At 53.5% G+C, this 11,751-nt stretch carries 14 protein-coding genes; 5 read left to right on the top strand and 9 right to left on the bottom strand.

Features of this window, described 5'->3' with window-relative positions; genetic code table 11:
- Nucleotides 1–38 precede the first annotated feature (38 nt).
- Nucleotides 39–314 (top strand): DUF1471 family protein YjfY, encoded by a 276-nt coding sequence (gene yjfY, locus EOS98_RS20300; RefSeq protein ID WP_001529484.1) that lies wholly within the window; start codon nt 39–41, stop codon nt 312–314.
- A gap of 128 nt (nt 315–442) precedes the next feature.
- On the opposite strand, the gene EOS98_RS20305 is transcribed toward yjfY, so the two are convergent.
- Genes EOS98_RS20305 through ulaA form a run of 6 tightly spaced genes read right to left on the bottom strand, consistent with a single transcriptional unit; the run spans nt 443 to nt 4,849 of the window.
- The gene (locus EOS98_RS20305; protein ID WP_001170769.1) at nt 443–1,129 is read right to left on the bottom strand and encodes an L-ribulose-5-phosphate 4-epimerase; all 687 of its coding nucleotides are present in this window, start codon (nt 1,127–1,129) and stop codon (nt 443–445) included.
- Nucleotides 1,129–1,983: an L-ribulose-5-phosphate 3-epimerase UlaE gene (ulaE, locus tag EOS98_RS20310; RefSeq protein WP_000949530.1), complete on the bottom strand. Its 855-nt coding sequence runs from the start codon at nt 1,981–1,983 to the stop codon at nt 1,129–1,131. The genes EOS98_RS20305 and ulaE overlap by 1 nt, the downstream gene beginning before the upstream one ends.
- Nucleotides 1,984–1,992: 9 nt before the next feature.
- Entirely contained in the window at nt 1,993–2,643 is a 651-nt protein-coding gene (ulaD, locus tag EOS98_RS20315) for a 3-keto-L-gulonate-6-phosphate decarboxylase UlaD (RefSeq protein ID WP_000056761.1), read from the bottom strand.
- A 13-nt stretch (nt 2,644–2,656) separates the two neighbouring features.
- Nucleotides 2,657–3,121: a PTS ascorbate transporter subunit IIA gene (gene ulaC / locus EOS98_RS20320; protein WP_000776531.1), complete on the bottom strand. Its 465-nt coding sequence runs from the start codon at nt 3,119–3,121 to the stop codon at nt 2,657–2,659.
- Between the two features lie 9 nt (nt 3,122–3,130).
- Nucleotides 3,131–3,436, bottom strand: coding sequence for a PTS ascorbate transporter subunit IIB (gene ulaB, locus EOS98_RS20325; RefSeq protein ID WP_000218358.1), 306 nt, complete (start codon nt 3,434–3,436; stop codon nt 3,131–3,133).
- A 15-nt stretch (nt 3,437–3,451) separates the two neighbouring features.
- The gene (ulaA, locus tag EOS98_RS20330; protein ID WP_000404873.1) at nt 3,452–4,849 is read right to left on the bottom strand and encodes a PTS ascorbate transporter subunit IIC; all 1,398 of its coding nucleotides are present in this window, start codon (nt 4,847–4,849) and stop codon (nt 3,452–3,454) included.
- Nucleotides 4,850–5,211: 362 nt separating this feature from the next.
- On the opposite strand from ulaA, the gene ulaG reads away from it, so the two are divergent.
- Both ulaG and ulaR read left to right on the top strand, forming a co-directional pair.
- Nucleotides 5,212–6,276, top strand: a complete 1,065-nt coding sequence (ulaG, locus tag EOS98_RS20335) for an L-ascorbate 6-phosphate lactonase (RefSeq protein WP_000049161.1) — start codon at nt 5,212–5,214, stop codon at nt 6,274–6,276.
- Between the two features lie 104 nt (nt 6,277–6,380).
- Nucleotides 6,381–7,136 (top strand): HTH-type transcriptional regulator UlaR, encoded by a 756-nt coding sequence (gene ulaR / locus EOS98_RS20340; RefSeq protein WP_001525301.1) that lies wholly within the window; start codon nt 6,381–6,383, stop codon nt 7,134–7,136.
- Here the strand turns inward: ulaR and yjfP are convergent.
- A complete protein-coding gene (yjfP, locus tag EOS98_RS20345; RefSeq protein ID WP_000560304.1) occupies nt 7,133–7,882 on the bottom strand; it encodes an esterase in 750 nt (249 codons plus the stop codon). The two genes, ulaR and yjfP, sit on opposite strands and share 4 nt — an antisense overlap.
- A gap of 183 nt (nt 7,883–8,065) precedes the next feature.
- Here yjfP and bsmA point away from each other — a divergent pair, with 183 nt between their 5' ends.
- Together bsmA and yjfN are read left to right on the top strand one after the other, a co-directional pair.
- Nucleotides 8,066–8,395, top strand: a complete 330-nt coding sequence (gene bsmA, locus EOS98_RS20350) for a biofilm peroxide resistance protein BsmA (protein ID WP_000586836.1) — start codon at nt 8,066–8,068, stop codon at nt 8,393–8,395.
- A gap of 130 nt (nt 8,396–8,525) precedes the next feature.
- Nucleotides 8,526–8,801: a DUF1471 family protease activator YjfN gene (gene yjfN / locus EOS98_RS20355; protein ID WP_001518964.1), complete on the top strand. Its 276-nt coding sequence runs from the start codon at nt 8,526–8,528 to the stop codon at nt 8,799–8,801.
- Between the two features lie 77 nt (nt 8,802–8,878).
- Here yjfN and EOS98_RS20360 read toward each other — a convergent pair whose 3' ends face one another.
- Complete coding sequence (locus tag EOS98_RS20360) at nt 8,879–10,501, bottom strand: isovaleryl-CoA dehydrogenase (RefSeq protein ID WP_000118964.1); 1,623 nt, start codon at nt 10,499–10,501, stop codon at nt 8,879–8,881.
- A gap of 84 nt (nt 10,502–10,585) precedes the next feature.
- Nucleotides 10,586–11,749 (bottom strand): glutathionylspermidine synthase family protein, encoded by a 1,164-nt coding sequence (locus EOS98_RS20365; protein ID WP_000943942.1) that lies wholly within the window; start codon nt 11,747–11,749, stop codon nt 10,586–10,588.
- Between the last annotated feature and the right edge of the window lie 2 nt (nt 11,750–11,751).

Here is an 11,751-nt window from a genome sequence, read left to right on the forward strand (position 1 = left end):
ATATCGCCAACCAGACCGCGCTGCTGAGGAGGTACTCTATGCGAGCCCGGATAATGTTATTTCTGGCTGCGCTTTTGCCTGGCATAACGGCAACGGCAGCCATCGAGTTAAATAATCACCAGGCCAGAAATATGGATGATGTGCGCAGCTTAGGCGTGATCTACATCAACCATAACTTCGCCACGGAAAGTGAAGCCAATCTGGCGCTGAATGAAGAGGCCGACGTGCGAAACGCAATGTATTATCACGTCATACTTATCCGGGAACCGGGTAGCAATGGCAATATACACGCCAGCGCGAATATTTATCGCTAGCATCAGGAAAACCAACGAAAAAGCCATAGTTGATTTGCCCCCTGAACAGGGGGCTTTTTTCGCGGAAAGATGGCTCCGGAATTAGACCTGTGACATCCCGATAATATTCACATTCCGGAGCTCATACTTCACTTCTGCCCGTAATACGCATTCGGGCCATGCTTACGCATGAAGTGCTTGTTCATCAGATAATCGTCGATGGGGTTGAGGCCAGGGTTAATACCGCGCGCAATCCACGCCATTCTCGCCACTTCTTCCATGACGACCGCGTTATGTACCGCATCGTGCGCATCTTTCCCCCAGGCGAATGGCCCGTGTTGATACACGACAATGCCTGGCGTATGCAGCGGTTCCACCTCGCCCAGCGTTTCGATGATCACCTTACCGGTGTTCAGCTCGTACTCGCCCTGCACTTCTTCTTCGCTTAACGCCCTGGTACAAGGAATATCGCCAAAGAAATAGTCCGCGTGCGTGGTACCGAGCGCCGGAATAGCCATCCCCGCCTGCGCCCATGCCGTGGCGTGGGTGGAGTGGGTATGAACGACGCCGCCAAGCGACGGATAGCGTTGATACAGCGCCAGATGGGTAGCGGTATCGGAAGAAGGACGATAACCTCCCTCCACCACTTTGCCATCCATATCCACCACCACCATGTCATCTACCTTCATGGTTTCATAGGCGACACCGCTTGGCTTAATCACCACCAGCCCGCGTTCGCGATCGATAGCGCTGACGTTGCCCCAGGTAAACGTCACCAGTCCATAACGGGGCAAATCCATGTTAGCGTCAAATACCTGCTGCTTGAGCTTTTGCATTAGGCTGCCTCCACCAGACCGGCGCTGGCCATGCGCGCTTTCACCCAGTCACGCGCTTTCGCTACCTCTGCCGCCGGGTTCTCTGCTGTTTCGCTCCACATCTCAATCAGATAGGGCCCGCAATAGCCACTCTGTTTGAGCGTTTCGAAGCAGCGTTCGAAATCGACAACGCCTTCGCCAAACGGCACATTTTTGAACACGCCGGGTTTAGTATCTTTGACGTGTACCGCGACGATATGCCCGATTCCCGCCTGTAGCTCCATCTGTACGTCGTTATCCCAGGCAGACAGATTGCCGATATCCGGATAGAGCTGGAACCACGGGTTATTGAGGTAGTGAGCATAGCCCAGCGCTTTACTGATGGAATTCATCAATGGGTAATCCATGATCTCCATCGCCAGCGTCACCTGGGCGCGGCTGGCCATATCAACGCTCTCTTTTAACCCATCGCGGAAGCGGCAACGCGTTTCGTCATTGGCCTGCTGATAGTAAACGTCGTACCCCGCCAGTTGAATGACGCGAATCCCGACGTCCTGCGCAAACTGAATCGCTTTACGCATAATCTCCAGCCCCTGCGCCCGTACCGCGTCATCTTCGCTACCGAGCGGAAAACGACGATGCGCGCTCAGACACATGGACGGCACGCGCACGCCGGTTTCAGCAACCGCGCTCACCAGCGCCAGGCGCTGCTCGCGACTCCAGTCGAGCCGCGCCAGTCGGGCGTCGGTCTCGTCCACCGACATTTCAACAAAGTCAAAACCCAGCGTTTTCGCCAGCCGCAGGCGCTCCAGCCAGCACTCCCCGGCAGGGAGCGCTTTTTCATAGATGCCGAGCGGAATTTGTTTCGACAGCATAGCCGCTCCTTAGCCCCACAGTTGGGCAATGGAGCGTTTGAACTGCCGTGCGGCTTCTACCGGCGATTCGGCATCGCGAATGCTACGCCCCGCGATAAAGACATGGATCGGAATGCCTTTGAACAGCGGCAGGTCTTCCAGCGCTAGTCCGCCGGTCACGGTCACTTTAAAGCCCATATCGGAGAGCCGCTTAATCGCGGTAATATCCGCCTCGCCCCACGCCACGCCTGCGGCCTGCGCGTCACGGCTGCGGTGATAAACCACTTGCTGAATGCCCGCATCGCGCCACTGCTGCGCCTGTTCCCAGGTCCAGTAACCGGTCAGTTCGATCTGCACGTCGCCGTTGAACTCTTTCGCCACATCCAGCGCGCCTTTTGCGGTGTTGATATCCGCACAGCAAATGACCGTCACCCAGTCCGCGTTAGCTTCGAAACACATACGGGAGAGGATTTTACCGGCATCGGCAATTTTGGCGTCCGCCAGCACGATTTTGTGCGGATAGAGCGCTTTCAGGTCGCGAACGGCGCGCACGCCTTCGCCCACGCACAGAATGGTGCCCACTTCAATAATATCCACCTCTTCGGCAATCAGGCGGGTGGTTTCATAGGCGCTATCCATAGTCTGGTTGTCCAGCGCGACCTGCAACATTGGTAATGACATTTTCAATTCCTTCTTAAGCTGCCGCGTTGGTGCGGTCAATGAGATCCAGGACTTCCTGCGCGGTGCGGCAGGCGCGTAAACGGTCAAAATTAGCTTCGTCTTCAAACAGGTTGACGATCTGCATGATGCCCACTTCCTGGTGAGTGTTGGCATCAACCGCCGCCATGGTGATCAGAATATCGACCGGGTCGTTATCTTCGTGATTAAACTCCAGCGGCTTTTTCAGCGTCACCAGAGAAAAACCGGTTTTCTTGACCCCTTCTTCCGGGCGGCCATGCGGCATCGCCAGGCCGGGGGCAATCACAAAATAGGGGCCAAACTGCTCAACGCCATCGAGAATGGCCTGGTAATAACGCGGCTCCACCACGTCGGCAGCCACCAGTAAATCGACGCCGATCTTGACGGCTTCCTGCCAGGTATTCGCTTCAGCCTGCAGGCGGATAGAATTATTCTCCGCCAGTGAATCACGTAATTTCATGTTGCATCCTTACTTCACGTCTTGCGGGAAATGTTCTTTGATCACTTCCAGCAGTTTCGGGCCAAAATCCGCAGGCGACAGCATGTTGCGCACGCCAACCACATATTTGTTGCCGGTCACGCTGATTTCGCCTGCAATATGGGTAGAAGCGATGATGATATCCGCGCCGCTCAACTCGCTTTTGTACTCGCCAACCGCGCAGCTGTTTACCGTGTGGTCAATGTTTGATTGGGTTAAAAACTGGTCCACTTTCATTTTCATGATCATGGAACTGCCCTGTCCGTTGCCACACACAGCCAGAATACGTACGGTCATAATCAAAACTCCTTATTAAGCAGACTGTTCTGCCAGTTGTTTTTCTGCATCTTCTTCTGCGCGCAGTGCGCGGCCAGCGAAGAACATATAAGCCAGTGCAATTACAATGATGACGGCCATAAAGGCGATACCGAGGGAGAAGAAGCCCTGCATCATCGGCGGTGCCAGAATCGACCAGTCCGCCATACCCATCCAGGCGCTCATCCCCGTGAGTTTCACCGCCCAGACGCAACCAAAGATTTCGATCATCCCCATCACCAGACAAATCTTCAGCGCCGCACGCCAGCCGCCGAAGTGGTTAGCGAACACGCCGATAGTGGCGTTAGAGAAGAACATCGGGATAAAGCCAGGAATAATCAGGATCGAGGAGCCGCAGGCAACCAGGATGCCAACCGCAATCAGCTGGCCGATGGTGCCCCACATAAAGCCCCAGACCACCGCGTTCGGCGCGAAGCTATAAATAGCCGCACAGTCAATCGCCAGTACTGCGCCCGGAATCAGACGCTGGGAGATACCGTTAAAGGCCTCAGAGAGCTCGGCGACAAACATACGCACGCCCTGGGTGATGATGAAGATCGCCACCGCAAAGGAGAAACCGGTTTGCAGGATATAGATTGTCCAGTGGGTTTTACCCGCCATCGCCTGTACGGTATCGATACCAAAGGAGAGCAGAATGGCACCAAAGAAGATGGTCATTACAATCGCCGTGGAGACGATGTTGTCATGGAAAATGTTCAGCCAGCCTGGCAGTTTGAGGTCTTCAACGCTTTCCTCTTTTTTGCCGAGGAACGGCGCGACTTTATAGGCAATCCAGGAAGCAAACTGCTGCTGGTGACCGATGGAGAAACCGCAGCCGTCCGTCACTTCCTGAGTCGGCTTGTACATCATGTTGGAGGTAATACCCCAGTACAGGGAAACCAGTATCGCCGTGCAGATAATGGTGGTCCACATGGAATAGCCGAAGATATAGAAAGAGACCGCAATCAGCCCCGCCTGCTGGAACATGATGTGCCCGGTCAACATGATGGTGCGAATACCGGTAATGCGTCGCAACAAGACGTAACAAATATTCAGCGCCAGCGCGAGCAACACCGCGTAGCCTACCCAACTATACGCATCACCCATCCGTTCGATCGTTGCCATCATCGAAGCATAGGTATCGGAAATCGCGCCGTTGATGCCGTAGACCTCAGACATTTTCGCCACCACCGGTTTAAAGGTGCTGGTCAGAATGCCGGACCCGGCCTGTAGCAGCATGAAGCCAATGATGGTTTTGATCGTCCCTTTGATGATCACGCTGACGCTTTTACGCAGCAGGATATAGCCCAGGCAGGTCACAATACCCAGTAATAGCGGGGCATTGGTCATTACCTGATTAAAAAAAATGGTAAAGATGTTGTAGAGGATCTCCATAACGATCTCCGGTAGACAAGGTTGCTGAGTCACAGGCGCTCAGAATAATGTCCCTCCACTGTAATTTTCAAAAGTAATCACAACAAGATTGAATTTGATTAAATGTGACGTAGCGCGCAAATAATTAGCACACTTAATACATGGTTTACTTATAAATAACTCATTTCTTCATTAAAATAAGTAAAATCATAAAGATGAATACATCCCCATGACGCCAGAAAAGATTAAATTTTCTTCTGGCTGCGTTCTCCTCTACCCAAAAGTCAAAAAATAGCCCATTGCCTTCTTGAGAAAATAGTGTCAGGATTAATCAAAACAAATCACGTTTTGAACCATTTTGAACAAACATGAAGGTAAATGCGATGAGTAAAGTACAAAGCATCACGCGTGAATCATGGATTCTGAGCACGTTTCCGGAGTGGGGAAGCTGGCTGAACGAAGAGATTGAGCAAGAGCAGGTCGCGCCGGGTACGTTCGCTATGTGGTGGCTGGGCTGTACCGGTATCTGGCTAAAATCTGAAGGCGGCACTAACGTATGCGTCGATTTCTGGTGCGGTACCGGTAAACAGAGCCACGGTAATCCGTTGATGAAAACCGGCCATCAGATGCAGCGTATGGCTGGCGTCAAAAAATTACAGCCTAACCTGCGCACCACGCCGTTTGTTCTCGATCCTTTCGCTATCCGTCAGATTGACGCCGTACTAGCGACCCACGACCATAACGATCACATTGACGTCAATGTCGCGGCTGCCGTAATGCAGAATTGCGCCGATGATGTTCCGTTTATCGGCCCGCAGACCTGCGTGGATTTATGGGTTGGCTGGGGCGTGCCGAAAGAACGCTGCATCGTGGTAAAACCGGGCGATGTCGTGAAAGTGAAAGATATTGAAATTCATGCGCTTGATGCCTTTGACCGCACCGCATTAATCACCCTGCCCGCCGATCAGAAAGCCGCTGGCGTACTGCCGGACGGCATGGATGTACGCGCGGTTAACTATCTGTTTAAAACGCCGGGCGGCAATCTCTATCACAGCGGCGATTCTCACTATTCCAACTACTACGCGAAACACGGCAACGAACATCAAATTGATGTCGCGCTCGGTTCTTACGGTGAAAACCCGCGCGGTATTACGGACAAAATGACCAGCGCGGATATTTTACGCATGGCGGAATCGCTGAATACCAAAGTGGTGATCCCGTTCCATCACGATATCTGGTCGAACTTCCAGGCCGATCCGCAAGAGATCCGCGTGCTATGGGAAATGAAGAAAGATCGCCTGAAGTATGGTTTTAAACCGTTTATCTGGCAGGTTGGCGGCAAGTTTACCTGGCCGCTGGATAAAGACAATTTCGAATACCACTATCCGCGTGGGTTTGACGATTGCTTTACCATTGAACCCGATCTACCGTTCAAATCCTTCCTGTGAGTCGATATCATGCCGGGATTACCCGGCATTTTTTCCATTTACTTTAGTATTTCCAGGCTATTTCAAATATCATCTTTTCAAATCAATTTGTATCGGAATAGCTCATGACTGAAGCACAAAGACATCAAATACTGCTGGATATGCTGGCACAGTTGGGCTTTGTTACCGTCGAAAACGTGATTGAGCGTCTGGGGATCTCCCCGGCGACAGCGCGCCGCGACATCAACAAGCTCGACGAAAGCGGGAAACTTAAAAAAGTGCGCAACGGCGCAGAGGCCATAACCCAACAGCGGCCCCGCTGGACGCCGATGAATCTGCACCAGGCGCAAAACCACGATGAAAAAGTACGCATCGCGAAAGCGGCGTCGCAGCTGGTAAACCCGGGTGAGAGCGTAGTGATTAACTGCGGCTCCACCGCTTTCCTGCTGGGGCGCGAAATGTGCGGGAAGCCGGTACAGATCATTACCAACTATCTGCCGCTGGCGAATTATCTGATCGATCAAGAGCATGACAGCGTGATTATCATGGGGGGTCAGTACAACAAAAGCCAGTCGATTACCCTGAGCCCGCAGGGAAGTGAAAACAGTCTCTATGCTGGCCACTGGATGTTTACCAGCGGAAAGGGCTTAACTGCGGATGGCCTGTACAAGACCGATATGCTAACCGCTATGGCGGAACAAAAAATGCTCAGCGTCGTCGGGAAACTGGTCGCGCTGGTCGATAGCAGTAAAATTGGCGAGCGCGCGGGGATGCTGTTCAGCCGCGCCGATCAGATCGCTATGCTGATTACCGGCAAAAATGCCAATCCGCAGGTTTTGCAACAGCTTGAAGCCCAGGGTGTAAACATACTCCGCGTTTAAAGATGCTGTCGGAAAAACGCTACCGTCGCCGACAACGCTTCTGGCGTAATGCGATGCCGCACGCCTGCGGCCCATAAACAGGTCACATGCTTATCCAGCTTCGCCCCGGCGAGTGCCTGCTGGAGCCGGAAGGTTTCGATAGCAGGCACCACGTCATCCTCCTGACCATGCCACAACAGAAGCGGCCTGTCGGCCAGTCGCTCTAACTGGTGTGTGACTTCCCATTCACGTAGCGGCGCAATGATATTGTCGAATTCCGCCTGCTGTGCCGGATTCTGCGGGGATAACGGCGGGAAAAGCGTCCGGGCGAGCCCGGTAAAATAGCCCGACCCCATTAAACTGGCCCCGCATTTTACCTCTCGGTGACGCGTCATAATGCCCAGCGCCGTCATACCGCCCATGGATGCGCCGCCCACCGCTAACCGCCCGTCAAGTAGCCAGTTTTCCGCCTGAATCGCCGCACGTAACGTCGTAAATTCCTGCATGTTTTGGTGCAGAATCTGCCAGAATCGGTGTATTCGTCCCTGTGAGTCGCCGCCGAAGCGAGCGCCATGCTCCGGCGCATCCGGCATGACTACCCGGAATCCTGCCTGTGCCAGGGCAACGGCAAAATAACTATAAACCAGGCTGGAGGAGGTGAAGCCATGATAGAACACCACACAGGGAAGCGGCACGGCGCGTTTCCCTTCCGGGAAGGCATGTAGTACGACGCCTCCGGCTAATTGTCGTGTTTCAATCGCTATCATTATTCTCTCCTTTTTATCCGGTATGCCACGGAGAAATACTTAACGCAAGTTTATGGATAGCGCAATAATTCATAATGTTTGAGAACTGGGTTACGCTTTCGCAACGTTTTCATTCGAAAATCGCGTGACAGGTAACACTTCGGGAACATTCCCCCTAAAGGGAAATCAATAAGGCATTACACTATGATTATCAGGAAACGAGATAGAGTTATGCGTCGGTTTGCTTCATTGATAGCAGCGCTGTTATTAAGCGCGTGTAGCGTGCTGCAGGGTACGCCGCAACCTGCGCCGCCTGTCGCCGATCACCCGCAGGAAATCCGTCGCGATCAAACGCAAGGACTACAGCGGATGGGGACCGTAAGCGCGCTGGTTCGGGGCTCCCCGGATGATGCAATAGATGAAATCAGAGCGAAAGCCGTCGCTGCGAAAGCCGATTATTACGTTATCTTAATGGTTGATGAAACGGTTGTAACCGGCCAGTGGTATTCACAAGCCATTTTGTATCGTCAATAACAGTAGATTGATTTTTAGTCAGTTTTACATTGCTTTGCGTCCCTATGCGTTTACCTGTGCACAATAAACAAACAGGTTTACCGTGATGGAGCGTCCTGTTAAATGCGGGGTATGTAATAAGGAGCTGACGATGAAACAAGAACTTGCCTTATCCTCACTGCTGCTTTCTGCCGGACTGGTGAGTACGACGGCACAGTCTGCCGAATTCGCCAGTGCTGACTGCGTAACGGGTCTGAATGAAATCGGCCTGATCTCGGTCAGTAATGTTGCAGGAAACCCACAGGATGTGGAGCGGATTATCGCCCTGAAAGCCGATGAACAGGGTGCGTCCTGGTACAGAATTATTCAAATGTATGAAGAACAACAGTCGGATAACTGGCGCGTACAGGCGATACTCTATGCCTGATGCCGCGTGGCTCGCGCCGGATGGCGACGCCAGCGTCTTATCCGGCCTGAAGGATGGCATGTACTACAGGTCAAACGTTACCGCAGTCCCCCGGTCGCCCTTAACAGTAAATCATTTTGCACCTGGGCAGGCAGCGGCATTTCGCCGCGTGTATCCAGCATCATCTGACACCACGCTTGCGCCAGCGGCGGCGAGGCATGACGCAGCATTTCCGCTCCGCACCCCAGCAGGAAAAGCTGCTGCGTAATCTCTCTGCCCATTGCTTCGTCCGGTTTGCGTAAACGTTGCTGTAGCTGACGTACCGCGCGGTCGTAATGGCGATCCTGACCTTTGACTTCCGCAAAAGCTTCACTCAATACGTCATAGACGCCGTGTTGTTTTGTCAGCACCCGAAGTACATCCAGACACATGATATTGCCGGAACCTTCCCAGATACTGTTCACCGGCATTTCACGGTACAGGCGAGGGAGTTCGCTCTCTTCGCAATACCCCATCCCGCCGAGAACCTCCATCGCCTCAGCCACAAAAGGGATTCCCTGCTTACAGATGGCGAATTTCGCCGCTGGCGTGAATAATCGCGCCCATAATGCCTCTTTCGCCTCGCGACGTTGCTCCCAGGCGCGCGCCAGCCGAAACAACAGCGCCGTCTGCCCCTCCAGGCATAGCGCCATACGACTTAAGGTTTGTCGCATCAACGGTTGTTCGATCAGCGGCTTACCAAAAGCCTGACGCTGATGAGCATGGTAAATCGCGACTGAAAACGCGCGCCGCATTAAACCATGACTCCCGAGCGCGCAGTCAAGACGCGTCATACCGCCCATCTTTAAGATATGCCGAATCCCTTCGCCCTCTTCTCCCAGCCGCCAGCCGACGGCATCCTGAAACTCGACTTCGGCGCTGGCATTAGATCGATTACCGAGTTTATCTTTCAGGCGTTCAAGACGAACAGAGTTCCGTTGCCCGTCTGGCAGGAAACGCGGCACAAAGAAACAGGATAGTCCTCCTTTTGCCTGCGCCAGCACGAGGTGCGCATCACTTTGCGGCACAGAGAAAAACCATTTATGTCCCACCAGCCGATATGAATCATCCGCCAGCCGCTCCGCGTGGGTCGTATTACTGAGTACGTCAGATCCGCCCTGCTTTTCCGTCATTCCCATGCCGATAAGCAGGCCCCGTTTTTGCCCGCCCGGCAGCAAATGCGAATCGTAGCGATCGCTGCGCAGCGGCGCCAGCCAGTCATGGAAAGTGGCGGGAAGCATCTGCAATAGCAACGGCGTCGCGGCAAAGGTCATCGTGACAGGACAGAGTGTTCCCGCTTCTACCTGAGCATGTAATACAAAACGCGCCGCCCGGGCGACAAAACTTCCCGCCCTTGCCTCTTCCTCCCAGGCCAGGTTATGTACCCGATTAGCGCAAAGCCCCTGCATCAACAGGTGCCAGGCGGGATGAAAGCGAACGTCATCCAGGCGCTGTCCCTGGGGATCGTAACGCAGCAACTCAGGAGGATGCGCGTTCGCCAGACGCCCCAGTTCCAGTGATTCCGCCGTTCCCAGTTGTTGGCCAATGCTGGCGAGAAGATCGCTATCCCATCCCGCGCCTTCCCGGGAAACCGCTTCACACAGCGCGCCATCAGACAGGAATAAGTTACTGTTATTGAGCGGAGCAGGTTGATTAAAGACGGTATGTGTTTGCCAGGACATGGTGTCTCCCTCCTTCAATGGCGCTGACGTCAAGTATGGTCATGACTGCGCCATTGACGCCGGAGCAAGATCACAAAAGTATGATTAACCGGCAATATAATGTGGGACGAAACGGGAAGTGTCTTTGGTAATTAGCGTATTGTCCTCGCGAATCCCCATCCCGGAGGCTTCATCGTCAATGATCCAACTGCCAATCAGCGTATAGCTATCGCCAAAGCGCGGCAAAGGCTGAAACGCCTGGTAAATCATCGGCTCGTCAGCGTAGTCGCCGTCGGCATGATCGATAACATTTTGCCGCTCGTCAAAAATCGTGACGTTGCCGCCTTCACGTGAATAAATCGGCTTCCGCACGCTGCTTTCACCTGGCGCTGCGAGCGATTTTTCGCCCTCAAACCAGGCCGGCAGCAGATTCGGATGGCCAGGGAAAAAGCGCCACAATAACGGCAACAGCCCTTTGTTACTCAGAATACTTTTCCACAATGGCTCAATCCATTGCTCACGCCGTTTTCGCAACAGCGGGCCGTTGTCGTCGCGCATCATCCACTCCAGCGGGTAGAGCTTAAAGGCGCGGCGAATCACGTTATCGTCCAGATCGGTCAGCACGCCGCCTACGCCAAGCCCCAGTTCTTCAATATAGATAAATCGCGTTTCCTGCCCCGCCTGCTGCGCGCAATCCTGAAGGTACAGCACCGTCGTGCGATCTTCGTCGGTATCTTCACAACAGCAAAAGTAGAGCGGTTCCCGACTGTACAGCTCGCTGAAGCGGGCGATCAGCCGCTCCTGTATCGCGTTGTATTGATCGGCATCACGCGGGATGGCGCCGCTACGACGGGCATCCTCCAGCCATAGCCATTGAAAGTAGGAGGACTCATAGAGCGACGTCGGCGTATCCGCATTGTATTCCAGCAATTTAACCGGATCTTTGCCGCACCAGACGAAATCCATCCGCCCGTAAAGCGAAGGGTCGCGACTGCGCCAACTTTCGGCGATAACATCCCAGTACAATGGCGGGATCGCCAGCTGCTGCATGATCTGCTCATCCCGGACGGCCCGCTCGACAATCTCCAGACACATCTGATGAAGCTCTGCGGTCGGTTTTTCGATCTGTTCTTCAATTTGCCGTAATGTAAAACGGTAGGCCCGGCTTTCATCCCAGTAAATTTCGTTATCGATAACATGAAAGTCAAAACCGTGATCGCATGCGATCTTATCCAGATCCCGGCGTACCGGTACGTTATGTCGTAGCATGG

This window comes from Salmonella sp. SSDFZ69, assembly GCF_004010755.1.
GTDB classification, from domain to species: domain Bacteria; phylum Pseudomonadota; class Gammaproteobacteria; order Enterobacterales; family Enterobacteriaceae; genus Salmonella; species Salmonella enterica.

What these genes read in the sequence shown, in the direction of transcription:
- yjfY (WP_001529484.1), top strand. Translation starts at nt 39, where the DNA reads ATGCGAGCCCGGATAATGTTATTTCTGGCTGCGCTTTTGCCTGGCATA.
- EOS98_RS20305 (WP_001170769.1), bottom strand. Translation starts at nt 1,129, where the DNA reads ATGCAAAAGCTCAAGCAGCAGGTATTTGACGCTAACATGGATTTGCCC.
- ulaE (WP_000949530.1), bottom strand. Translation starts at nt 1,983, where the DNA reads ATGCTGTCGAAACAAATTCCGCTCGGCATCTATGAAAAAGCGCTCCCT.
- ulaD (WP_000056761.1), bottom strand. Translation starts at nt 2,643, where the DNA reads ATGTCATTACCAATGTTGCAGGTCGCGCTGGACAACCAGACTATGGAT.
- ulaC (WP_000776531.1), bottom strand. Translation starts at nt 3,121, where the DNA reads ATGAAATTACGTGATTCACTGGCGGAGAATAATTCTATCCGCCTGCAG.
- ulaB (WP_000218358.1), bottom strand. Translation starts at nt 3,436, where the DNA reads ATGACCGTACGTATTCTGGCTGTGTGTGGCAACGGACAGGGCAGTTCC.
- ulaA (WP_000404873.1), bottom strand. Translation starts at nt 4,849, where the DNA reads ATGGAGATCCTCTACAACATCTTTACCATTTTTTTTAATCAGGTAATG.
- ulaG (WP_000049161.1), top strand. Translation starts at nt 5,212, where the DNA reads ATGAGTAAAGTACAAAGCATCACGCGTGAATCATGGATTCTGAGCACG.
- ulaR (WP_001525301.1), top strand. Translation starts at nt 6,381, where the DNA reads ATGACTGAAGCACAAAGACATCAAATACTGCTGGATATGCTGGCACAG.
- yjfP (WP_000560304.1), bottom strand. Translation starts at nt 7,882, where the DNA reads ATGATAGCGATTGAAACACGACAATTAGCCGGAGGCGTCGTACTACAT.
- bsmA (WP_000586836.1), top strand. Translation starts at nt 8,066, where the DNA reads ATGATTATCAGGAAACGAGATAGAGTTATGCGTCGGTTTGCTTCATTG.
- yjfN (WP_001518964.1), top strand. Translation starts at nt 8,526, where the DNA reads ATGAAACAAGAACTTGCCTTATCCTCACTGCTGCTTTCTGCCGGACTG.
- EOS98_RS20360 (WP_000118964.1), bottom strand. Translation starts at nt 10,501, where the DNA reads ATGTCCTGGCAAACACATACCGTCTTTAATCAACCTGCTCCGCTCAAT.
- EOS98_RS20365 (WP_000943942.1), bottom strand. Translation starts at nt 11,749, where the DNA reads ATGCTACGACATAACGTACCGGTACGCCGGGATCTGGATAAGATCGCA.